At 61.0% G+C, this 23,100-nt stretch carries 24 protein-coding genes; 7 read left to right on the top strand and 17 right to left on the bottom strand.

Going from position 1 to position 23,100, the window contains the following annotated elements:
* Positions 1-343 precede the first annotated feature (343 nt).
* From CFB41_RS31745 to CFB41_RS31725, 5 genes are all read right to left on the bottom strand, one after another.
* On the bottom strand, positions 344-571 hold the full coding sequence (locus CFB41_RS31745; RefSeq protein ID WP_089459315.1) for a hypothetical protein: 228 nt from the start codon (positions 569-571) through the stop codon (positions 344-346).
* A gap of 229 nt (positions 572-800) precedes the next feature.
* The gene (locus tag CFB41_RS38370) at positions 801-977 is read right to left on the bottom strand and encodes a hypothetical protein (RefSeq protein ID WP_179250254.1); all 177 of its coding nucleotides are present in this window, start codon (positions 975-977) and stop codon (positions 801-803) included.
* Between the two features lie 86 nt (positions 978-1,063).
* On the bottom strand, positions 1,064-2,761 hold the full coding sequence (locus CFB41_RS31740) for a phage integrase family protein (RefSeq protein ID WP_021161050.1): 1,698 nt from the start codon (positions 2,759-2,761) through the stop codon (positions 1,064-1,066).
* 709 nt (positions 2,762-3,470) lie between these two features.
* Positions 3,471-4,892: a heavy metal sensor histidine kinase gene (locus tag CFB41_RS31730; RefSeq protein ID WP_009692901.1), complete on the bottom strand. Its 1,422-nt coding sequence runs from the start codon at positions 4,890-4,892 to the stop codon at positions 3,471-3,473.
* Positions 4,889-5,560 carry a heavy metal response regulator transcription factor gene (locus CFB41_RS31725; RefSeq protein WP_060082467.1) on the bottom strand — a complete coding sequence of 224 codons (672 nt, stop codon included), beginning with the start codon at positions 5,558-5,560 and terminating at the stop codon, positions 4,889-4,891. Before CFB41_RS31725 ends, CFB41_RS31730 begins: the two co-directional genes overlap by 4 nt.
* An 833-nt stretch (positions 5,561-6,393) precedes the next feature.
* Here CFB41_RS31725 and CFB41_RS31715 point away from each other — a divergent pair.
* From CFB41_RS31715 to CFB41_RS31685, 7 genes are all read left to right on the top strand, one after another.
* Positions 6,394-6,693 carry a hypothetical protein gene (locus CFB41_RS31715; protein ID WP_009692898.1) on the top strand — a complete coding sequence of 100 codons (300 nt, stop codon included), beginning with the start codon at positions 6,394-6,396 and terminating at the stop codon, positions 6,691-6,693.
* Positions 6,690-8,195, top strand: coding sequence for a TolC family protein (locus tag CFB41_RS31710; protein WP_069302011.1), 1,506 nt, complete (start codon positions 6,690-6,692; stop codon positions 8,193-8,195). The genes CFB41_RS31715 and CFB41_RS31710 overlap by 4 nt, the downstream gene beginning before the upstream one ends.
* A 1-nt stretch (position 8,196) precedes the next feature.
* The gene (locus CFB41_RS31705) at positions 8,197-9,492 is read left to right on the top strand and encodes a copper oxidase (RefSeq protein ID WP_060096542.1); all 1,296 of its coding nucleotides are present in this window, start codon (positions 8,197-8,199) and stop codon (positions 9,490-9,492) included.
* A 67-nt stretch (positions 9,493-9,559) separates the two neighbouring features.
* On the top strand, positions 9,560-9,907 hold the full coding sequence (locus tag CFB41_RS31700) for a copper-binding protein (protein ID WP_009693496.1): 348 nt from the start codon (positions 9,560-9,562) through the stop codon (positions 9,905-9,907).
* Positions 9,908-9,970: 63 nt separating this feature from the next.
* Positions 9,971-10,345, top strand: a complete 375-nt coding sequence (copC, locus tag CFB41_RS31695) for a copper homeostasis periplasmic binding protein CopC (protein ID WP_009693495.1) — start codon at positions 9,971-9,973, stop codon at positions 10,343-10,345.
* Complete coding sequence (locus CFB41_RS31690) at positions 10,345-11,286, top strand: copper resistance D family protein (protein WP_060096539.1); 942 nt, start codon at positions 10,345-10,347, stop codon at positions 11,284-11,286. Before copC ends, CFB41_RS31690 begins: the two co-directional genes overlap by 1 nt.
* A 269-nt stretch (positions 11,287-11,555) precedes the next feature.
* Positions 11,556-11,888, top strand: coding sequence for a DUF4148 domain-containing protein (locus CFB41_RS31685; RefSeq protein WP_069302012.1), 333 nt, complete (start codon positions 11,556-11,558; stop codon positions 11,886-11,888).
* 392 nt (positions 11,889-12,280) lie between these two features.
* On the opposite strand, the gene CFB41_RS31680 is transcribed toward CFB41_RS31685, so the two are convergent.
* The 12 genes from CFB41_RS31680 to dsbD form a co-directional block, all read right to left on the bottom strand.
* On the bottom strand, positions 12,281-13,825 hold the full coding sequence (locus CFB41_RS31680; protein ID WP_060096533.1) for a multicopper oxidase family protein: 1,545 nt from the start codon (positions 13,823-13,825) through the stop codon (positions 12,281-12,283).
* Between the two features lie 72 nt (positions 13,826-13,897).
* Complete coding sequence (locus CFB41_RS31675; protein ID WP_089454681.1) at positions 13,898-16,192, bottom strand: heavy metal translocating P-type ATPase; 2,295 nt, start codon at positions 16,190-16,192, stop codon at positions 13,898-13,900.
* 398 nt (positions 16,193-16,590) lie between these two features.
* Positions 16,591-16,788 carry a heavy-metal-associated domain-containing protein gene (locus CFB41_RS31665; RefSeq protein ID WP_009687815.1) on the bottom strand — a complete coding sequence of 66 codons (198 nt, stop codon included), beginning with the start codon at positions 16,786-16,788 and terminating at the stop codon, positions 16,591-16,593.
* Between the two features lie 67 nt (positions 16,789-16,855).
* On the bottom strand, positions 16,856-17,251 hold the full coding sequence (gene cueR, locus CFB41_RS31660; RefSeq protein WP_009687816.1) for a Cu(I)-responsive transcriptional regulator: 396 nt from the start codon (positions 17,249-17,251) through the stop codon (positions 16,856-16,858).
* Between the two features lie 29 nt (positions 17,252-17,280).
* Positions 17,281-18,407 (bottom strand): IS3 family transposase gene (locus CFB41_RS31655; RefSeq protein ID WP_089456894.1). Its coding sequence is split into 2 segments (ribosomal slippage): positions 17,281-18,167 and positions 18,167-18,407, totalling 1,128 coding nucleotides; the frame shifts between segments, so codons are not numbered across the junction.
* Positions 18,408-18,896: 489 nt separating this feature from the next.
* The gene (locus CFB41_RS31650; RefSeq protein WP_009687817.1) at positions 18,897-19,214 is read right to left on the bottom strand and encodes a P-II family nitrogen regulator; all 318 of its coding nucleotides are present in this window, start codon (positions 19,212-19,214) and stop codon (positions 18,897-18,899) included.
* Between the two features lie 33 nt (positions 19,215-19,247).
* Positions 19,248-19,805 (bottom strand): PCYCGC motif-containing (lipo)protein, encoded by a 558-nt coding sequence (locus CFB41_RS31645; protein ID WP_042973472.1) that lies wholly within the window; start codon positions 19,803-19,805, stop codon positions 19,248-19,250.
* Positions 19,806-19,827: 22 nt separating this feature from the next.
* Complete coding sequence (locus CFB41_RS38365) at positions 19,828-19,989, bottom strand: hypothetical protein (protein ID WP_009687857.1); 162 nt, start codon at positions 19,987-19,989, stop codon at positions 19,828-19,830.
* 82 nt (positions 19,990-20,071) lie between these two features.
* The gene (locus CFB41_RS31640) at positions 20,072-20,299 is read right to left on the bottom strand and encodes a DUF2933 domain-containing protein (RefSeq protein ID WP_043292957.1); all 228 of its coding nucleotides are present in this window, start codon (positions 20,297-20,299) and stop codon (positions 20,072-20,074) included.
* A gap of 53 nt (positions 20,300-20,352) precedes the next feature.
* Positions 20,353-20,640: a hypothetical protein gene (locus tag CFB41_RS31635; RefSeq protein WP_021157491.1), complete on the bottom strand. Its 288-nt coding sequence runs from the start codon at positions 20,638-20,640 to the stop codon at positions 20,353-20,355.
* Between the two features lie 125 nt (positions 20,641-20,765).
* Positions 20,766-21,128: a hypothetical protein gene (locus CFB41_RS31630; RefSeq protein ID WP_011875596.1), complete on the bottom strand. Its 363-nt coding sequence runs from the start codon at positions 21,126-21,128 to the stop codon at positions 20,766-20,768.
* A 51-nt stretch (positions 21,129-21,179) separates the two neighbouring features.
* Entirely contained in the window at positions 21,180-23,051 is a 1,872-nt protein-coding gene (gene dsbD, locus CFB41_RS31625) for a protein-disulfide reductase DsbD (protein WP_042973489.1), read from the bottom strand.
* Positions 23,052-23,100 lie beyond the last annotated feature (49 nt).

Below are 23,100 nucleotides of genomic sequence, written 5' to 3'. Positions count from 1 at the left end.
TGAAATTCCGGGAAGTCATGGCGTTTGCCTTTAGTCACGAGCATCGCGTATTTGCTCGTACCCCAGTTGCCAGGGGGAAAATCAAATTTGTGCAAGACAGCCTGCGTGTAATCGTTTTTGTACATCCAAAATCGATTTACGCCAGAAACGAGCTTCCATAATCGGTTTTGCGCATTGGCTGGGGCGAAGGAGATGCCCGTCTTGCAGCAGCCGTGTATCTGGCCCGCGATCGTTGATCGATACCGCCCTGAACGACCGGCCGGACAGTAAAGCAAGCCTCACGACAACACGCCCGCCGGCAACGCGCAGCTTTCCGCTACACCGGAAACGCCGCATCCGCCCGTCACGCGTCGGTGACGTCGGGCTCGCGCGCGTCGTTGCGTTGCACGCACTGCACGACCGACAACCCGTCGGCGGTCAACGCGGGCCGGCGCTCGCCGGACGCGTCGTCGTGCTGCATCACGATCAGTTGCTGTTCAACCAGCGCGAAGACATCCTCGCGGTCGATCTGGATCTGCTCCGGTGCGCGATGCACCAGCAGCAGCGTGGCGAATTCATGTGCGGTCAGCATGCTCGTTCCCCGTTGGCGGCTGCGCGAGATGCGCGCCGGCGATCAGCCATGCATGCAGGGACCGTGCCGGGTGGCGTGCCGCCCCCGTCATCCGTGCCGCCTGCGCGCGGCGCGATGTGGCACCACACGGCGGCCCCTGAGCGGTGCAAAGTTTTCAACGGCGTGTAATGCGGGAGGAAAACCGGCAGGAGGGAAACCGGCGCAGCACACGCCGGGAACGTCAACCGGGTCAGGATCGCCGGGACCGGAACAGGCCCGCTCGCGCACGACCGGCCGGCGCACGGAAATAGCCGCTGTGCAGCACCACGCCGCCATTGCCGTTACCGCTGCCGTCGCTGTTGCTGTCGCCCAGCACGTCGGCGCAGGCGGCTTCGATCCGCGCGCGGCCCTGTTGGGGTATCAACAAGGTAAGCGCAATTTCCTATCATAAGCATTGAAGTTATGAAATTGCCGGCACTTATTCCAAAAGCGCCATAAGGGATTGGTTCCCACCTACCGCTTGAGATCCGGCGAACGAAATGCCTGATCGAACTGCCGAGCTCGCTGCACCTCGTCGCTATGCAGATAGGTCGACGTCGTCGAAATCGACGAGTGACGGAGGTTGTCCCGCACCATGATCAGCTCGGCGCCACGCGCGAGCGCGTGCGACGCGTGCGTGTGACGCATCCAATGCGGGCTCGCGCGCCGCAGCTTCTCAGCGGTCGCCGGCCGTTCGTTCTGGATCGTGTCGGCCACCAGCACGAAGAATCGGCGCAGCACGCGCCAGAGCCGCGTGCTTTCAATGTGGGCGCGATCCTCCTCGAGGCTTGCGACGAGCGGCGTCGCCGGGTTCCAACGCGTCGGCGTGACCGGCAGTCCGCGCTGCACGAGAGACTGATCGAGCGCGGTGCGGGCGAGCGGCGGCAACGCCACCTTGCCGAGCTTGCCGCCCTTGCCGAGCACGTGCAGCCAGTGATCGCCGTGCTCGTCGCGGCGGATATCGCCGAGCGTCGCACCGACCAGTTCGCTCGCGCGCAGACCGGTCGCGTACCCGAAGTCCAGCAGAAATCGCAGGCGCTGGGCGGCTGCTTCGCTCCAGCCGTACGACCACTCGAGGCCGTCGGCCAGCGTGCGGATCAACAACCACTCGCCTTCGGAGAAGCCACGGGACACGTCCAGCCCCGCACGCTGGACTTGGCTCTTGATCTTGACGCCGGCAAACGGATTCGCGAGCACGTAGCGCTGCTCGACCAGCCAGCGAAACAGCGCCGACAGGACGTTCAGTGCGTATGCCGCCGAGCGTGCGGACAGCGGACCGGTGAAGGGCCGCCATTCGACGCTTTGCCGCGGCCGCGATGGCCCGACCCAGCGTTCGCGCGGTGTCGGCCGCCGCAGAAAACTCCGGTAGGCGATTGCATCGTCAGTGGTGAGCGACGACAGTGCGCAGCTGCGCTCGACGATCGCCCACAGGATCAGGCGCTCGGCCTCTTTCCGGTAAGCGCGCTGGGTGGCGGCCGATTCGTGCAGCGACAGCCAGGATTTAACCGCCTCATAGTCGTTCGAAGCCTTCAGCAGGCAGGCGCTTTGCGGCGCACGGAACTGGCCGCGCGAACCGTCGACCTCGTGTGGCACGCGCAGCTGTTCCCACGTCACGATGCTGCTCGACGGCGCTGCGACGATCAATGCTCGCGCCCGTTCGGTCAGCGCCGGATGCGCGGCGAAGAACGCCTCGATGCGACGCGCGCCGGCGACGCCGAGTCCGGCGATCGCCGACCACCAGCGACGTCGCCGCGGAATCCGCACGGTCAGGTCGGTCAGCGTCCAGATGCCGTGGGCATGTAGAGCCCCGGCAATGCGTGCGGGCAGCCACAGGTTGACGTGATCGGCGATCATCGGCACGGGCTCCGGCAGATTGCGCAGCATCTCGATTGTGCCGGCTACCCGATCCGCCGATGCTTTCGTTGGGCGATCGACGAAGACGCCTGCCAGATCTCCGCGATGGCGCGCCTGCGCGAACGCGACGAGCCGCCGACGAATCCGGCCGAGCACGCCGCGCGAGGACGTTCCGGCTGCTCTTCGGTCGCCCAGATAGCGGGCGACAGCTGCCCTAGCGTCCAGGCCGGCGTACCAGCTGCGCAATGCCGCGAGTTCGGCTTCGTCGGGAAAGCCACGTTCGGTTTTGTCGATGGGGAGGGTGTCGCACGTTTTCATGACTACCAGTTTAGAACAAATTCGATGACGGACTGATAATGTGCGTTATCTGGCCATATGTGATGAAAACCTTCCTTGTACCTTTCGATGGCGTGATCGTCGTTGCACATCTCCATGCCCAGACCTCGAAATTGCGGACCGGGCGTCGGGGTCCGGGGAGCAATGGAACAGGGAAGTCAGTTAAGCCCGGTGAACGTGCTGGGGGGCCCTCAAGATTCGATTTTTTCGTATGCCAGGCGGCGAGGCGCTCTAGCTTCCGAATGTCGCTGAACGAGGTAGAAACCGCCCTTCGAAACACTATCGCGGTGCCAGCGGTCCGAACCAATAGGACGCGGCACGCCTCCATCCGTCAGGATGTCGCTGCCGGTAGTGCACGCACCATCGGGCCCATAAGCGGAGCGGCCACTTTCGCAACTTCGTCGGGTGTGCCCGCCCGTTTCACCGGGCAACCGTCAAATATCCGTCGACAGCCGGCGCCACGTAGTCCCGATAGTTCAACGTCGGATAAGCGGTGTCGTGGATACGGTTCATTGATCCAGGTCAAGGACCCGGCCAGCTGGAAGGCATGGTATTCGGCTGAGTCCGAGCTGCCAGGCAGATTTAACGATCTGGTTCCGCGCGACGTCGGCCATTGCCCGGATCGCAGGATCGCGATAGGACTATCTCGGATATCGCTCGCACTGCTGGCATGATCCGGATAGGCTTACCGTTACCGTGCATTTTGTCCAGCACCGTCGCTCGGGAAATAAAGAGTAAAGGTGGTACGAACGCCATCGCTCACAACATCAACCTTTCCGTGATGCAATTCCATGATCGACTTGACGATGGCTAATCCCAGCCCTGCGTTTTTCGCGGCACCATGTCTCGATGCGTCGGCGCGGTAGAAGCGCTCGAAGATTTTGTCGAGCTGTTCGACCGGGATGGCTGGCCCCTGGTTTGTTACGCTGACGACGGAGTATTTCTGAGTCGCCGACACGGCCAGCTCAATGGTCGAGCCTGGTCTCGCATGGTCGAGCGCATTCGATGTCAAGTTGCTGACTGCTCGTCTGAACAAGGTTGCGTCGGCGAAAACGGGTGCGTTCCCTTTCACGTCGATGTGGACCCCGGCGTCTTCAGCAAGACCCTGAAAGTACGACGCCAGCCTGCGCAGTTCGTTACCCGCGTCCAGTTCGACCGCCTTGAGATGCAGTTGGGCATTGTCCGTTCGCGCGAGGAACAGCATGTTCTCAATCATTCGCTGCAGGCGCTCGCATTCCTCGATGTTCGAATCGATGAGTGCCTCGTATTCGTCGGCCGTCCTCGCGCGCGACAGCGTGATTTGCGATGAGCTGATGATGTTCGCCAGCGGCGTGCGCATGTCGTGTGCGAGATCCGATGAGAATTGCGAAAGGCGCACGAATGCGCGCTCGAGACGGTCCAGCATGCGATTGACAGAGACGGCCAGCTCTCGAAGCTCGACAGGTCCACCACGAATATCGAGGCGCTCGTTCAGATTGTGAGCCTCGATGGTCGACGTCTGGCGGCCAATGCTTTTGACGGGACAAAGTCCGCGACGGGCAACGGCGTAGCCGAGCGCACCGACGAGGATGGCACCGACGGCTACGGCAAACCAGATATCTACCCGATAGCTTTCGAGCAGCGATTGCCGGTCGGCTGCCGTTCGAACCAGTGACACGTGTACGAGTTCACCGGAAGGCAGCCTCTCATCAGCAACGATGCACCGGGAAAGTCCGATACCCTCTGGCGAGCAGGCGTACGGCTTGCCGATGGGGTGGGTCTCTGTGACGAGACCCTTCAATGTTCTGCCAGGTTTGTCGGTGTGTTCGACCAACGGCTCATTTTGTCCGTCGTAGATGCCGAGATACACCCCCGGATGGGACAGCAACACCTCATGAAAGCCCGCAGGGTTTGCTCGAACCACGCTCGTCGAACCGCTCAGGCGAACCAACTGCAGGAACTGGCTCAGCTTGCCGCTGATTTCGATGTCATCGCGTCGTTGCAACTCAGCGGAGAGCGACCTGTAGAGATAGGCTCCGGTCAGTGCGAACACCAGACCGGCAGCGAGGGCAAACGCGAGCGTCAATCGCCTGAGCAGCGAATACGACGCGCGAGCGTCGGTCCGGACCGTCACGAGCGGTCCTCGAGCACGTAGCCCATGCCACGAATTGTATGGATGAGCTTCTTGTCGAACGAGTTGTCGATTTTTGCCCGCAAGCGCTTGACGGCCGCATCGACCACGTTCGTGTCGCTATCGAAATTCATGTCCCAAATCTGGGAGGTGATGAATGTCCGTGTGAGCACCTCGCCTTCGCGTTCGGCAAGGAGCTGCAACAGCGCGAACTCCTGTGCGGTCAGGTCGATTCGGGTGTCGCCACGCCGCACCCGCCGTTTGATGAGGTCAACCTCGAGGTCGGCAATGAGCAGCATGTCCCGCGCATTCCGTGGTGAACGCCGCAGTAGTGACCGGATGCGGGCGAGGAACTCGGCATACGCAAAGGGTTTAGGCAGATAGTCGTCGGCACCCAGCTCAAGGCCGGCCACCTTGTCCTCGACTGCCTCCCGGGCAGTCAACAGCAGCACGGGTGTTTGTTTCTGCTCCCGCAGGCGCTTGAGCACCTCGAAACCATCTAGTTCCGGCAGCATGACGTCGAGCACGATGAGGTCGAAGTTCTCGTGCAGCGCGAGAAACAGGCCGTCCTTTCCGTTTTCGGCGACGTCGACCGTGTAGCTCGCTTCCATCAACCCCTTGCGGAGATATGACGCCATTTTCGGTTCGTCTTCGACTATGAGTATCCGCATGGCTATGTCGTATGGCTGTCGGGGAATGCGCGCGGTCAATGTGCTGCTTGGAGCATACGGCGGCCCGGATGAGTGAAAAATGACGGCTACATGACAGATTTTTCATGAAACGCCCCAAGCGTACCGCATCGGCACCTCGTGCCAACGACTGCCGGAGCGTTCGGCACGCCCCAATCCGGGACCGCCAATGAAATTTTGGTCATTTTGTGGTCACGCCGTCGTCACCCATCCGACGATAAGCTGAACTCGAATGTCGTGACCGCGTAGCGAAACAGCGATCGGTTACACCCTGACACGTTCTCGAACTTACAGCCTTTATCACTGCGTGCTAGACTCCGCTCCCATGTCGTATTGGCGCAAACTTTTCATCGTTGTGTTGCTGGCACTGAGCCTTCCGGTTCAGTCGTTCGCGGCTATCTCGATGAAATGTGTTGCCGCGCATGCAGACGCGGGAGAAGGGGCAACCCAGCATGCGGAGCAGGCCGCGTCAGAGCACCACCATGAAATGCATGGCGTGGCGTTCGCTGACGACGACCATCCCCATCATTACCACGGTAACGCCCACCACGCGCATTCGTGCTCGACATGCGCATCCTGCTGCTTCGGTACAGGACTGCCAGCCGTACCGGTCGTTGCCGTATCCACGGACGCTACCCGCGTCGCCATTCCCCTGCCGTCTTCCGCCGGTGTCGTGTCGTTCCTGACCGACGGCATCGAACGCCCTCCTCGCTGCCTTCTCGTCTAGTTCTCCATCGCGGTCAATGACCTGCGATGTGCCATCCGTACTGGCGGTTCTGCGTGGACCCGCCAGGTGACTCACGACGAGAAAACGTATGCGATTGATCACTGCAGCGCTACTGAGCGCGGCGGCTACTTTGCCGGCGCTTGTGCACGCCACGACAACAATTCCCGACCCGACCGACGCAGCGGCCTCCGTGCCGGCGGTGACCGTCCCGTCTGCCCTCGAGGGATATCGCCCCTATAGCGACGCGGATAACCCGACCTGGCAGCAACTGAATCAGGCTGTCCAGGGCAAACCGTCTATGGGCGGCATGAAGCACGGTGGCACGCCGAGCCAGCCGGCCAACAACAACCATTCGAACCACTCGTTGCACGGGGAACCCGCCAAATGATGCGACGATTCGTTTCTACTCGAATGGGGGCGGGAGTCGCCGTCTTGGTGTTTCTCGCCGGGTGTACGACGTTCTCCAAGGACGGCGGGTTCAATACGGTGTCGTCGACTGCCAGGGAACGGCTCGGCAAGGACGCCGTCATCGTCAAGACGGACGCCGACCGCGACGCTGCGGCGAAACGAACGCAGGAACTGCTCTCGAAGCCGCTCAGCATGGACGACGCTGTCCAGGTTGCGTTGCTGAACAACCGCGGTCTTCAGGTTTCCTATGCCGAACTGGGGCTGTCGGAAGCCGACCTGGTACAGGCTGGTCGCCTCCCGAATCCGGGATTCACGTTCAGCCGGACGCGCGCGGGCAACGGCGACCTGAACATCGGCCGCACGTTCTCGGCGAACGTTCTCAGCATCCTGACGTTGCCGTTCGCTGCGCATATCGAAGGGCGCCGCTTCGAGCAAACGAAGCTCGAAACCGCCGACGCCATGCTCAAGATAGCGGCCGAGGCGCGCCGCGCGTATGTCAACGCGGTAGCCGCCGAGCAGGCGGCCAAGTACGCGGAACAGGTGAAAGACTCGGCGGATGCCGGCGCGGAATTGGCTTCGCGCATGCGTCAGGCCGGGAACTTCAGCAAGCTCGATTACGCCCGTGAGCAGGCGTTCTATGCGGACGCGGTGGCGCAGTCAGCCAAGACGCACCAGCAAGCCGTGGTCGCACGCGAAAAGCTGACGCGAATCATGGGGCTGTGGGGCGCGGGTACGCAATACACACTCCCGGACCGTCTGCCCGACCTGCCGAAGCAAAGGCCCGACCTCAACGACCTGGAAAGCTATGCGATGCAGAACCGCCTCGACATCCAGGCGGCGAAGCTGCAGACCCAAAGCGTTGCGTCTTCTATGGGGCTCAGCAAGGCCACGCGGTTCATCAACGCGCTCGACGTCGGTTACCAGAACAACTACGAGACCGACAAGGGTCACGAGCACGGCTACGAAATCAGCGTCGAGATTCCGATTTTCGATTTCGGAAGCGCCAAGGTCGCCCGGGCCGAAGCGACTTACATGCGTTCGGCGAACCAGCTTGCCCAGACGGCGATTGATGCACGTTCCGAAGTGCGCGAATCGTACTCGGCCTACGTCACCAGCTACGACGTTGCGAAGCACTATCGCGACGAGGTCGTGCCCATTCGCAAGACCATCTCGGACGAACTTCTGCTTCGGTACAACGGCATGCTCGCCAGCGTCTTTGAGTTGCTCGCCGATTCGCGGGAGCAGGTCGGCGCAGTCAACAGCTACATCGATGCATTGAAGGACTACTGGCTGGCGGAAACGGACCTCCAACAGGCGGTTGGTGGCCGTCTGCCGCAGGCCGGCGACAAGCAGGATTCGAAAGAGCCGGCGCCGCAACGACCGGTAGTCATGAGCGCTCCCAACAGCACGCAGCCCGCGCTTCAATCGACGTCAGCTCCCGCGGCGCAATCGGCGCCGGCAATGGATTCGGAAGGTAAATAACATGGTGTCCCGTCGACAATTTCTCAACGGCTCGGGTGCAGCGCTGGTGGGCGCGGCCCTGGTCAGCAAGGCTGGTGCCGCGTCGTTGCCCGAAGCGCCGACCATGGCGAAAGCCACCACGCAACCCCCTCTCGTGCCGCCGAACGGCCGCCCGTATACGCCGGTCACGACGCTGAACGGCTGGACGCTGCCGTGGCGGATGAAAAACGGATGGAAGGAATTCCACCTGACGGCCGAACCGGTCGTACGCGAGATGGCGCCTGGCATGAAGGCGAATCTTTGGGGTTACAACGGGCAATCGCCCGGCCCGACCATCGAGGCCGTCGAGGGCGACAAGGTTCGCATCTTTGTGACGAACAGGCTGCCCGAGCACACCGCCGTTCACTGGCACGGGATGTTGTTGCCGAACGGCATGGATGGCGTCGGCGGCCTTACTCAACCGCACATCCCGCCCGGCAAGACCTTCGTCTACGAGTTCCAGCTCGAGAAGCACGGCACGTTCATGTATCACCCGCATGCCGACGAGATGGTACAGATGGCGATGGGGATGATGGGGCTGTTCATCGTGCACCCGAAAGACCGCAGCGTGATGCCGGTCGACCGTGACTTCGTGTTTCTGCTGGCGGCCTACGACATCGACCCTGGCAGCTACACGCCGCGCGTCAACGAGATGACGGACTTCAACATGTGGACGTTCAATTCGCGCGTGTTTCCGGGCATCGACCCGCTGCCGGTACGCGCGGGCGACCGCGTGCGCATCCGCTTCGGCAATTTGACGATGACGAACCATCCGATTCACCTGCATGGCTACCACTTCGAAGTGACGGGCACGGATGGCGGCTGGATTCCGCCGTCGGCCCGTTGGCCGGAAGTTACGGCCGATGTGGCGGTCGGGCAGATGCGCGCCATCGAATTCACCGCGAATCGTCCCGGTGACTGGGCATTCCATTGTCACAAGTCGCACCACACGATGAACGCGATGGGACACCAGGTACCCAATCTCATCGGCGTCCCGCAGAAAGACCTCGCGAAGCGCATCAACAAGCTGGTGCCGGACTACATGGCGATGGGTAGCACGGGCGGTGCGATGGGCGAGATGGAGATGCCGTTGCCCGACAACACCTTGCCGATGATGACGGGCACGGGACCGTTCGGGCCGCTGGAAATGGGCGGCATGTTCACGGTCGTGAAGGTGCGTGAGGGGCTCGGCCGAAACGATTACCGCGACCCGGGTTGGTTCAAGCACCCGAAGGGAACCGTAGCTTACGAATACACCGGCGAACTGCCGGACAGCTGAACAACATAACAAGGTCGGGCGTGACCCGGCCATCCGCTTCATCAACTCAACTCTGGAGAAATGCACGATGAAAAAAGCACTTGTTTCGATTGCGATGGGCTGTGCACTGGTTGTTTCCGCTGGTGCGTATGCAGCAGGCGACATGAGCAACATGGACATGAGCGGTGGCGCCAAGCAAAGCGAGGACGCGAAAAACAGCATGTCGCACGGCGAAATCAAGAAAGTTGACGCCGCCAACGGCAAGCTGACCATCAAGCACGGTCCGCTTGAAAACCTTGGCATGGAAGCCATGACGATGGTCTTCAAGGTCAAGGACCCGGCGATGCTTTCGCAGGTCAAGGTCGGCGACAAGATTGATTTCGTGGCCGAGGAAGTGAACGGCGCACTTACCGTGACGAAGCTGCAGAAGCAGTGAGGACATCCGGCGGGGTGCGGCTGTTCTGCGGCCCCGCCTTGACCATTCGAGACGAGCAAGAACATGAAGACTTTCACATTCAGCCGGTTTGCTGGCCTCGCCGCGGCCAGCGCTATCGCACTCGCACCCGCCGCGGCGTTTGCGCACGGCAAACTGGAAAGCGCAGCACCCCCATCAGGCAGTACGGTCGATGTAGCGCCGGACGTTTTGCGTCTGACCTTCAACGAAGACCTCGAGCCGACATTCAGTTCGGTGAAGGTATCCGACGCGAGCGGCACCGCCGTCACGAAGGAAAAGGCAAAGGTCGACGGAGCTAATCCGCGTGTCATGACAGTCGCGGTGCCGAAGCTGGCTTCGGGTACGTACACGGTTCAGTGGGCCGTGATGACAGCCGACGCACACAAGACCAAGGGCACCTACACGTTCAAGGTGAAGTGATGAACGAAGGGTTCCTCGGCATCCTGCGACTCGTGTCGGTGGCCATTCAGAACGTCGGTTTCGCCGTCGTCGTCGGTGCGCTGCTCAGTGGCCAATGGCTTGCGCGTGGCGAGTCGACCTGGCAGGAGCGGGTCGGCCGGCGGCTTATCGTCACGCTTCGACTAGCGTCCATCGTCTCGTTGCTGGCGAGCACGCTCTCGTTCTGGGCGCATTGCGCACTGATGAGCGACTCAACGCTATCGGAGGCCGGGCCGGCCGTGTGGTCGATGCTTGCGGGAACCGGTTTTGGACATGCGTGGTTGGTTGGCGCGTTTCTTACGCTCGGTATTGCCGTACTGTCATTCGTGAGGTCAGGAAACGAAGCCCGCTTCCCGTTCGCGATATGGGTGGCGTTGGCTGGCGTCGCGCTTGCGCGCAGTAACGGTGGGCATCCTGTCGATGCGGGACTGTTCAGTCTGCCTGTCTGGGCGGATTGGCTGCATCTGCTTGCCATTAGTGCGTGGGTCGGGCTTGTACTGGTGACGACCTATGTCGTGATGCCGCGCCTGCTCGATGCGCCTGGGAATGAACGACTCACCAGCGCGTCGTTCGTGCAGTCGCTGTCCGACACATCGACCTATGCATTGATTGTTCTGTTCAGCACCGGCGCGTACAACGGTTGGAGAGGAGTCAATGTTCCTGCCAATCTGTTGGGGTCGACTTACGGGCAAGTGCTCATGCTCAAACTTGCGCTCGTACTGGTTGCCGCGGCACTCGGCGGACACAATCGTTTCTTCGAGATGCCGACGCTTCTGTCGACGCTGAAAAATCCGTCGAAGGCCGTGCCGAGCGGGCCGCTTCGCCGATTTGGCATGGTGCTGCATGTGGAGTCTCTCGTACTGGTCGGCGTGCTGATGGTGGCCGCCGTGCTCGTCTCGAGTCCGCTGCCAGGCACAACGTAATCGACACGCCGTCATCGTCCGTCCACGCGGGTGGTTCGCCCACGCAGATTCGTTGTTCTCGTGCGGCGACCATCCCTTGCAAGCCCGGCTGATTGGCCGGGCTCTTTTTTTGTACGCGGGTTTCGCGTCTTCGAGTGGTGCGATCGGAGATGAACGCCGCGTGACCAAAAGATCATTTTCACGTCACGGCTCAATCAGAGCCACCTCTCCAGAATGTGTCTCATTGGAGTCGCATATGGAGGCTCCACGTTTCGCAACGGAGAGAAAACATGAATATTCGAATTGTCGCTGCCATGGTTGTCGCCGCATCTGCTGCCACGTCCGCTTTCGCCGATAGCGGCCACGACTATCCCAACGTCGCTCAAAACAGCAATCCCGTATCGAACACTGCCGCTGTCTCGCCGGCTCCGACCGTGAGCCAATCCGGGAACCCTGCTTCGCAGGGCAAGACCCGGGAGCAGGTCCGGCAGGAACTGATTCAGGCCTATCACGATGGCCTGTTGCCAATCAGGAAGCATGACTACCCGCCGAGCGCAGCAACCATCGCCCGCAACAAGGAGCTCCATAAGCTTTCCGAATCGAAATGGGCAGCCCAGCATTGACGAATTCCACACTCTGTCGAGACGGGTAGCGCGGAGCCTTGTTGCTGTTCGCCGCCTCTTACCCTTTGACGTGCCTGACGCGGATGTGTCGAGATCGCCTGTCTTTGGGAGCCCAACGTGAATCCATTCGGTCGCGTGGCAGGTTTTACTACGGTGACTTTTGCTGCATTACTCGTCTTGTCTGGCTGTACGAGTCTGGTGCCCCGGACTTCGGAAGCCCCCGGCGATGAGTCGACGAGGCAGGGGGCCATCAGGTTGCCAACGTCGTATCCCTGCCAAAACCTTCACGTCAAACCACCGAACTGTCCTCCGCGATGACGTAAATCCGCGTCCGTTCAGCGGTCCGGCCGTTCCAAAAACAAAGAGGCATGCCCGTGTAGCCCGACCGACTGTCAAACGTAACGCACTTCGGTGATCATGCCGGACTTCATGTGATAGAGATTGTGACAATGCATCAGCCACCGGCCTGCATTGTTGGCATCGAACGCCAGGGTGACCTTTGCCATCGGCGGGACATGCACCGTGTCACGCAGCGCCCCGGAGAACGTTTTGCCATTGAGCGCGACGATCTGAAAGTGGTGCCCGTGCAGATGCATCGGATGGGCCATCATCGTGGTGTTCTGGAACGTAATAGCCACCCGCTGTCCGCTGCGGATTTTCACCGTGTCGCGATTGTCCCAGCCCTTGTGGTTGATTCCCCACGTATACGGCTGCATCGAACCGGTCAGCATCAGCACAGAATGCGAATCGACGGGACGGTCTGCCAGCGGCCTGAGCGCAGACAACCGCAGTTCCTGATCGAAGCTCACCGGTCCAGCGGCGGCTGTCGCCCCCGCGACCTTGCCCACGTTGACGCCTTTAGAGGCGAGAATAATCCCCGTCTGTTGTCTGGCTCCTTCCCGTACGGCGAGAATCGGCCACGCTCCGGTCCCGTTGGGCAGGTCAACGAGAATATCGATCCGCTGAGCCATCGCTAAACCAAAGCGGCTGCCTGTCAGCGGCTGGACGGCGTTGCCGTCGACCGCCGCGACCGTACCTCGCAACGAGCCGAGGTCAACGTGGAAGTTGGTGGATGAGGCGCCGTTGATAATCCGCAAGCGCACTCTTCCGCCTTGCTCGACCCGGATGACTTCCGGGTCGTCGAGCGTGCGGTCGTTGGCGAGATAGGCATCGAAATCGACATCGTTAAGGTCCATCTTCATGCCGGGCATTTGATCCGGCATGCTACTGCCGCCCATGCCACCCATGCCACCCATGCCACCCATGCCACCCATGTCAGACATGCCGTGCATACCGCCCATCCCACCCATGCCGTGGGGCTGCGCGCCCGACTTTTGACCGGTCATGGCTCCCTTGGAATCTGCGTTGCCCTTCTGCAGCTCTGAGAACACTTCGGCGGGATCGCGGAACAGGAAATCCTCCAGAAAGATCGCCACCTCCTGGCGGTCAGCCCGTACATCGTCGGCCGTGCGCACAACCAGTGGAGCGGCCAGCAGTTTCTGATGCTGGAAACCATGATGTGAGTGCATCCAGTAGGTGCCGGGGCGCGCGGCAAAATCATAGGCGCGCCGCTCCCCTGGTTGAAGCGCCGGCACGCCGAACTGGGTCACGCCGTCCTGATCGGACGGGGGCGTCTGTCCGTGCCAGTGGACAATGGTGGGTTCGTGCAGGCGGTTGTCCAGTTCCACGGCAAAGCGCTCGCCCGGTTCGAGGAACAGGCCGCGCGTGCCGTCCGGCTGATGCAACCCGTACACCGTCGCAGCACGGCCGTTGACCTCGATCGAACGGGTATCGACAATAAGGCGACGCGAAGTGCCGCTCACATTTCCATTCGCGACTTCTTTTGAACCGCTTGAGGGCCATTCTGCGCATCCGGTTAGCACGGCCGAGGCGGCGGCAGCGGACGTCAGCAGGAATTGACGGCGAGATAGTGACATGGGGCGCCCCTGGTTTCATGGGTTACGATCATGACGGCAGCGCTCAATGCCGCCGGTTTCTTCTGCGAAAAGTCAGATTTTCACGTTCCGCAACCGTAGCGCGTTGGTGATAACCGATGCCGAACTCAGGCTCATGGCCAGTGCGGCGATCATCGGGGACAGCAATAATCCGGTGAACGGATACAGTACCCCTGCCGCCAGAGGCACACCCAGGGCGTTGTACACAAACGCGAAGCCGAGGTTCTGCTTCATGTTCCCGATTGTCGCCTCGGACAACTCCCGGGCTCGCGCGATGCCGCGCAGGTCTCCTTTGACGAGGGTCACCTGTGCGCTGCTCATCGCTACATCGGTGCCGGTGCCCATCGCGACGCCCACGTCCGCCTTGGCAAGCGCGGGCGCATCGTTGATACCGTCACCGGCCATGGCTACAACCTTGCCTTCCTGCTGGAATTTCGTCACCAGCGCCAGCTTGTCGGCTGGTTTGACCTCGCCATGGAATTCACCGATGCCGAGCTTCGTCGCGACAGCCCTGGCGGTCACGACACCGTCGCCCGTCGCCATCACCACGCGGATACCGTCTTCCTTGAGCCGGGCCAGTGCCTCGGGTGTCGTTGCCTTCACCGGGTCCGAAACCGCGAGCAGGCCGGCCAGCATTCCATCAACCGCCAGATACATGACGCTGGCGCCCTGCGCACGCAGCGTGTCCGAATTTTCCGTGAGCGTCCCAACGTCGATGCCGTCGGCCTGCATGAGGGTGGTGTTGCCCAGCGCGAGATTGCGGCTGCCGACCAGTCCTCGCACGCCAATCCCGGTGCTCGACTCGAAGTGCTCCACCTTCTCGAACGCGAGCCGCCGTTCACGGGCCGCATCCACGATGGTCGCAGCGAGCGGGTGTTCGCTACCCTGGTCAAGACTGGCCGCGAGCCGGAGAACATCCTCTTCCGCATATCCATTCACGCCGATTGCGCGTTCGAAGGCAGGGCGACCTTCGGTCAAGGTGCCTGTCTTGTCGACGATCAGCGTGTTGACCTTCCGGAAGTTCTCAATCGCAGCCGCATCCCGAAAAAGCACACCGTTCGACGCGCCTTTGCCACTCGCGACCATGATGGACATGGGAGTCGCCAGCCCAAGCGCACAGGGACAGGCGATGATGAGCACCGCCACGGCATTGATAAGCCCGTAGACCCAACTGGGCTCGGGTCCGAAAAAGCCCCAGGCGACGAACGTCAGGATGGCGACGCCGACCACCGCGACGACGAAAACTCCCGCGACCTTGTCAGCCATGCGCTGCATGGGTGCCCTGGAACGCTGCGCCTGCGCGACCATCTGGACGATTTGTGCCAGCATGGTCTGGGAGCCGACCTTCTCCGATTTGATGATGAGGCTTCCGGAGGTATTCATGGTCGCGCCGATGACGTGGTCACCCACCCGCTTGCTGACGGGAATAGGTTCGCCCGTAATCATGGACTCATCGAGCGCGCTGGAACCCTCCGTCACAACGCCGTCGACCGGAACCTTCTCGCCTGGTCTTACGCGAAGGAGGTCGCCGACATGGACGTGAGCCAGTGGAACGTCCTCTTCTGTGCCGTCGGCGTTGATACGCCGCGCGGTCTTCGGCGCCAGTCCCAGCAGTGCCTTGATGGCAGCGGACGTCTGCGACCGAGCCTTCAGTTCGAGCAGTTGCCCGACGAGCGTCAACGAAATAATGACGGCCGCGGCCTCAAAATACACGCTCACACGACCATGTGCGGCAAATGCCTCCGGGAAGACTCCTGGAACGACTGTCGCGATGACGCTATAGACATAGGCCGTCCCCGTACCAAGTCCGATGAGCGTCCACATGTTCGGGCTGCGATTGATGAACGAGCGGGTGCAACGTTCGAAGAACGGCAAGCCCGCCCACACGACGACCGGAGTCGAGAGAGCCAGTTCGACCCAGCTCTGTGTGGACGCTTCCATCCAGCCCAGCCGGTGGCCGAACATGGCCAGGACGAACACCACGGCCGTCAGCGGCAGCGTCCACCAGAACCTGCGTCGAAAATCCGTCAGCTCGGGATTCTCTTCGTCCTCGAGACTGGGCAACAAGGGCTCAAGGGCCATACCGCACTTCGGGCAGTTGCCAGGATGGTCCTGGCGAATTTCCGGATGCATCGGGCAGGTGTATATCGAGCCCTCCGGCGCAGCCTCAACCGACGTGCTGGTCGACGGTTTGACATATCGCAACGGGTCCGCCCGAAACTTCTTCTGACATGACGCACTGCAGAAGAAATACGGATGTCCATCGTGCTCGCTGCGAAATGGCGAATCCGCCGTGACAGACATGCCGCACACCGGGTCCCTGAGCGCGCCGTCGGGACCTTCGGACATTTCACCGTGGCCATGTCCGTGGTGCGCCGCGTGATTGCCATCGGCATCCCCGCTGGCCTGACCTTGCGCGGCGTGCGCAGCATGGTCTTGGTGGCCGCCCGCGCCGTGGCTCGCGTTCAGGTGTTCGGGAGAAGTTTCGCCGTCGTTACGCTGTCCGCTCATTTTCCGTGCTCCGCGTTGTCTTTCACACTGTGCACAAATTGCGTCGCCTGTCGTGCCGTCCATTGGTAACGCTGGCCGCTATGGTCTGTTGCGGGGACGCCGACCGGCCAGCTTGCTCGTTCCACGAGTGCAGGGGAACGCGCGGCCGCCGGTGTGATTATCCGCCCCTGAGCCAGGCTGGTCCCGAGAAACGGGATAGTCGAAGGCTTCGTGGCCTGACCTTCAGATGTGTAAGCTCATGCGAGCGCGGCGGGACTATATCCGGCCTCCTGTATCGCCGAAAGAAATTCACCCGCCTCGCGTGACGACTCGATGCGCACGATCCTGGTTTCCAGGTCGACGGTCACGTGTGCCGCCGTATCGACTTCCTTGACCGCTTTCGTTACGACGCCCGCGCAGTGCCCGCAGGTCATATCCTTGATGGTCAGTTCCATTTTCCAACTCCGTTCCGTTGAATCATTTCAGTTACAACCTTTCGCTGCGGGGCAGGTCAAGGGGGCGTCAATGCGCCGCGCCAGCCAGTTTCTCCAGAATCGGACAGTCAGGGCGTGAGTCCCCTTTGCAGTGGGCTGCCAGATGCCGGAGCGTATCCCGCATTTCCACCAGTTCCTGAATGCGTAGATTCAGGTTGGCAATATGCTCATTCGCGAGCCGTTTGACCTCGCCGCTGGACCGGCTGCGGTCTTCCCAAAGGGCCAGCAGCACCGCAATCTGCTTCGTGGAAAAACCAAGATGTCGGGCCTGCCGGACGAAGCGCAGCACCTGGACATCCCTGGGCGTGTACACACGATAGTTCGCCCCTGTCCGGGTGGCAGCCCGAATCAGGCCTGTTTCCTCATAGTGACGAATCATCTTGGTCGACATGCCCGACGACTTCGCAACCTCGCCGATATTCATCGTTTTCCCCTCTTGACCTGCCCCCGGTTTTAGTCCGGACTGCAGTTAGAGTCCGAGGTTAAAAACTGTTGCTTTGCATCGTGCGCCCGGGCGAACTGCACGGGTGTCAGATAACCGAGCGAACTATGAGGCCGCTCGGTGTTGTACTCGATACGCCATTCCTCAATCAGCCGCTTGGCGTGGCGCATTGACACGAACCAGTGCTCGTTCAGGCATTCATCTCGGAACCGCCCGTTGAAGCTCTCGATATAGGCATTTTCCACCGGCTTGCCAGGCCGAATGAACGACAGCGTGACACCGGCTTCGTAGGCCCATGCATCCAGCACCTTACCAGCGAACTCCGGCCCGTTGTCGACCGTGATGGATGCGGGTAAGCCTCGCATCTCCTTGAGCCGCTCGAGCACTTGCTGCACTCGTAAGCCCGGCAGCGAAGTATCGACCTCGATGGCCAAGCACTCGCGCGTGTAGTCGTCGACCACGTTCAGGCATCGAAACCGCCGACCATAGGCCAGCCCGTCAGAAACGAAGTCCATCGACCAGCTCTGATTCGGGCCTGTTGGTAACGGCAGCGGCGTGCGCTCGACAGCCGCAATACGCTTGCGTCGCCGCTTGCGCACGCTCAGTCCCGCCTTGCTGTACAGGCGCCAGATGCGCTTGTGGTTGGCGAAGCAACCATCCCGCTGCAACAGCACGTGAATCCGGCGATAACCGTAGCGGCGCTTCTGCGCGGCGATGGCCATCATCCGGCCAGTCAGCGCTTCGTCGTCAACTCGGCGGCGTGATTCGTAGTGGAACAGCGAGCGCGAAATCCCTACCAGCCCGCAGGCCCGGGTAACCCCCATGGCGCGTTCGGTCATCAATATCCGGACCGCTTCGCGCTTGGCCTGCGGGCTTGCTACTTTCGAGCCAGCAGGTCCTTCAGCGCGGCGTTGTCGAGCATTGATTCGGCCAACAGGCGCTTGAGCTTGTTGTTCTCCTGCTCCAGTTCCTTCAGGCGCTGCGCATCGGAGACCGTCATCCCGCCGAACTTCGCTTTCCAGTTGTAGTAGGTCGCTTCCGAGATGCCGTACTTGCGGCACAACTCCGCCGGCTTCAAGCCAGCTTCGGCTTCCTTCAAGATGCCGATGATTTGTTCTTCAGTGAATCGCTTTTTCATTGCCGTTCCTCTCTGGAACGGACTCTACACCGTCACCGTACTAAACGCGGGGGGCAGGTCACTCTCGAAACGGCCATTCGAACCGCACTGACTATTCTTGACCTTCCCACGTTGGGAAGGTCAAGTGGTTTCGATTCAAGGGGTAATCGTTCGATTCGTGGTGCGGCACGGAAAGAGGCCGAACGGCTGATCCTGTGGGCCATCGTCAAACGGGCCGGGCGCTGTCGTCTGAGATTGATAATCATTGAGAGGCCTCCTGGCCGCCCGAAGGAGGCGGCGGCTAGGGTCTACTAGTTGAACTGCGACGGTCAACAGGACCCTTGAGGAGGCTGAAATGAACTATAGCGGCATCGATCTTCGTTCGTAAGCGAAATTAAGCGCACCTAGAATCGGAAGCTGAACGAGCGCAGGCTTGCGTCCGCAACTACAACTTGCGGGCGCTGCGTCTCTCAAAATGCAGAGCCAGTAACGTAGGACCAGGACGTTTGCTCAGCGGGCGCCTTCAGTCGCCGCCCGCACTCGCAGAAAGCGTTCTACCGGTACGACGGCAACGACGCCATCACCACTAGATTCCTCGTTGGCGACCGTCATGATTTCCTCGATCAGCGCGTCGACGTTCTCGGCGACTGTGAAGATTTCGATCTTGATGTGCTCAGTCGTCCAGTCGTTGGCAAAGAGATTGGGATGTGCACCGAATCCCCTTGCATGGGTCACCGTCATGCCGTGGATGTGTAGCGCGCCCAACTGCCGCTCGAGCATCTTGAGTACATTGGGGCGCAGTATCGCGATCACGCATTTCAGTTCCATCGCATCCTCCGTTTCTAATATGAGTCATCACTCCTATCCCTTGGACGCCCACTTCGCATCGACGGCCGCCTGAATCTTCGCTGCGTCCTGGATACCCGATTGCGTCATCCGGTAGGCGATTTCAGCGGTCCCCTGGCAAACCGGACACGACACAGCCATCCGGTCCTCGAAGCATTGAAGATTCGAACGGTGCTCGCCACGGTTCTCGCATCCACACCAGCAGTAGAGCTTGTTGAGCGTCGCGGGAATCCTGGTCGCTACCCAGTACGCGTGCCGCACGGCGTTGTCCGAGAATTGCGCCGGATTCAGTACGTGCGAGGCGTCGAATACTCCTGATGGAACGATGCGCAACCCGTCTGGTCGCAGCATGCCAACTCGCCAGCCGGGTATCTGTTGGATCGCATTTGTTGACTCGATGGCAACTCCCGTGGGGCCGGCAACCCAATGGACAAATGACGGCCCCCACACCAACGCCGTCGGCATCGCAATAATCAGGGCCAGCAGAGACAGCAGATGCCACCCCGACTTGCTGCCAAGGCTAGAGTGCTTGCTGACGATGCTGCCGGCCTGAGGTCGTATGTGTCGTTTCACTTTCAATCTCCCAGATTCCCGGTCAGAATCCCGGATGCTGATACATGGTGCCTCCACAAGACAGCATCCCGTGCATCATTCCGGTGTGCATTGCCCACATCGCACCTGTACCCAGCACCGCTAACAGGCCGATGACCGCGAGCAAGCCGATGATAAAATTGACGATTAGTTTCCCGTTGAACATATGCTCTCCGTGAAGCGAACCGGACCAGAACGATGGGCGCTCCCACCGCACCGGTCCGAAGTTCCCGCAGAAATCGACGGACTCAGTGTTTGGCTTCGTCCGTTACCCGAGCGCGCGTGGCGGGACCGCCAGTGTGAGAACGCACGCCACGCATCATGAACATCATCGATAGCGGGCAGATGAATACACTGGCGATAACAGCGAGCGTTGCAAGCGTGCCTCTGAGAGGAGGAAATGCCCAGTAACCGAGGGCGATGACGGCGACCAGTGCGAGCGCAACGGCCGCCATGGTTTTCCAGTTGCATTTCATGTGAAGTCCTTGTCAGGCTGTATCCAATGTGAGTAACGTGGTCGGGCTTGCGGTCACTTCGACGGTGGCGTAACCGCCTGGTCGGAATACTTCATCATGATGTCGCTCATGGCCCGCATCATCTCGGCGTGCATTCGCATCGCGGTCTTCGGGTCCAGACCGGCGCTTCCACCCATCATCGGGCAGCCGCCCATCATTCCGCCCATCATCATCGCGCCGTGACCGTGCTCACGGTCCTGCATCGCCGGACTGGAAGAAGAGCCAGTGGCAGCGAGGCCCACTGCGCTCGCAGCGAGCAATAGCGTGGAAACAACAGCCAATCGTGCATGTCTTGCGTTCATGTGTATCTCCATCTTTCGTTCGTAGAATCGAATCGAGCATGTGACGCTTCGCGGATGGTCACGCGGGCCGCGAGCGAACTCGAGCCGCGGTACGGAACCGCTGGGCAAGCGCCGACGGAGGAGAGTTACAACGAACGCGGGGGCGGTGCTGGCAGCTCAGGAATGAACTGCTCGGAAAGGATCCGGGTGATGGCCCGATAATCAGGTGTCGATGGGGCAATGCCGACGGTATGCGACATCGGTATGGCCGGCATCCCGCACACGGAGCTTCCCATGCCCGCGTGGCAAGCAGATGGATGAGCGCTGGTACCGACGTGCATCGTGCCGGATGTGCATCCTGTCGCTTCGATAGCGCCTGCTGCCTTCATGGGATGCTGTACGGCAGGCATCGACGACATTTCTGGACATAACGCGGCCTGGGCGGGGTAACCGAGCATCGGCAACCACGCGATCAGGAAGCAGGCGACGAGTTTGACCCAGAGATTCATGATTTTCAGTATAGGCGCCGATGAGTCCTGCTGCGGCCGCCGACAGCTGCGTTATTGCGCCACATCACTCGACTGCAAGCGTTTCAGATGGGCCAGGAATGCGTCCGCCCCAATAAATCCGACCAGTTGCGCATCAGGCTGCTCCCGACCAGTTTTGTCGAAGAAAATCAGGGCCGGAGGGCCAAACAGACCGAACCGCCGCAGCATCGCCGTGTCGGCCTCGGTATTTTTCGTCACGTCGATGCGTAGCAACTTCCAGTGCGTAAACTCGTCCATCACACGTGCATCAGTGAACGTGAAGCGCTCGAGTTCCTTGCAGGTGATGCACCAGTCCGCGTAGAAGTCCACCATGACAGGTGTTCCTCGTGCGAGCTTGAGCGCCTCGTCCAGCTTGGCGTTCGAGGTGATCGTGTCGAATCGCGCTGCCGAACTTGCGCCACCTCCCGCTGACGCCGACATCCGCGTCAAACCGCCCAGTGGCATCAGCATGTCGAAATTGCCCGATGCGACGCCAACAAACTCGGCGATACCTGCGACCAGCAGCAACACACCGAGCGCTTTGCCGACTCGGGCAATCCCCGTCGCGCCGGCCGGTAAAGGGTCGATCGCACGTAGCATCATTCCGCAAGCAGTCAGCAGCAATGCGACCAGTGACATCAGCAGCCAGACAGGCAGCAGTGAATAGACGAACCACAGCGCTGCGGCCAGCAGCATGACACCGAGTGTGTTCTGGACCGCGACCATCCAGTGTCCCGACTTGGGTAGCAGGCGCGTTCCGAACGTGCCGACAAGCAGCAGCGGAATGCCGATCCCGATACCCATCAAATACAGCGCCAGCGTACCGCCTGCGATGTCATGACTGTTGGCGATGTAGACCAGTGCGCCTGCCAGTGCCGGTGTGGAACACGGCCCGACAATCAGCGCGGACAACATGCCCATCACGAACACCGGCCCAACACGGCCTCCGGGCAAGCGTCTGCTCCATCCCGCAAACCGCGTCTGCCAGCCCGTCGGCAGTTGCAACCTGAACACGCCGAACATACCGAGCGCGAGGATGAGCATGAGCGCGCCGAACGTGGCCAGTAACCAGGGTTTCTGCGTCACCGCCACAAGTGGAATGCCAACGACTGCCGCAATGGTTCCAGCCGCCGCGTATGTCATCGCCAGTCCTTGTACATAGGCGAACGACAGCGAAACCCCGCGCCATACCGGCAACCGCTCACGGGTACCGTTAATGACCGCCGTGACGATAGGGATGAGCGGATACATGCACACGGTGCCCGCCATCAGCAGACCAGCCACCAGAAAGCCTAGCAATTCGGCGATGCCGATCCCATTGGCAGGACGCAGCGGTAGACCCGGTACGGCGGACTGCCGGCTTTTCTCGACGACAGGGAAGTCCGCTGCATTCGCACTCCCAACGAGCGCTGCGAGCGTCACAGCACCGTCCGCAGCGATCCGAAAGCGGCGCGTCTGCGGCGGATAGCAGACCCCCACGTCGGCACATCCTTGCGATGTAACTGTCAGCATGGCGCTCGACGTGATCGCAGCGGACAACGGAAGACGAATCCGGACGGGCTGGTGATAGACCTGGACCACGCCGAACGTCGGGTCGTTCTTCGACTCGGAGGGCGGCATCGAATCCGGTTTTACCAGTGTGCCGTCAACCGCAAAGCTGATTCGGTCGCGATACAGGTAATACCCGGGCTTCGTCTTGAAGTCGAGCACGACCTCCATCGGGCTCGCGAGGCTGACGGTCAACGGAAATGCCTGCTCAGGCGCAAGCAGTTCGGATTCGTTGACTGCGTAAGCCGAAAAGGATGCGGGTCCGAGCAACAGGACAAGGGCGAAGCGAAGTATGCGACTCAATATGTCCGCTGTTTGGTAGTCAGACTGATACGCGTTGGATGATGTCGTTCGCATGGTGGTCTCCTCGCCCGAACTCCTGGCTGCCGGCGCGCGGACAGAAGCC

Source organism: Burkholderia sp. AU33803 (assembly GCF_002223095.1).
Taxonomy (GTDB): domain Bacteria; phylum Pseudomonadota; class Gammaproteobacteria; order Burkholderiales; family Burkholderiaceae; genus Burkholderia.
This window is presented reverse-complemented; position numbering and strand designations above follow the sequence as displayed.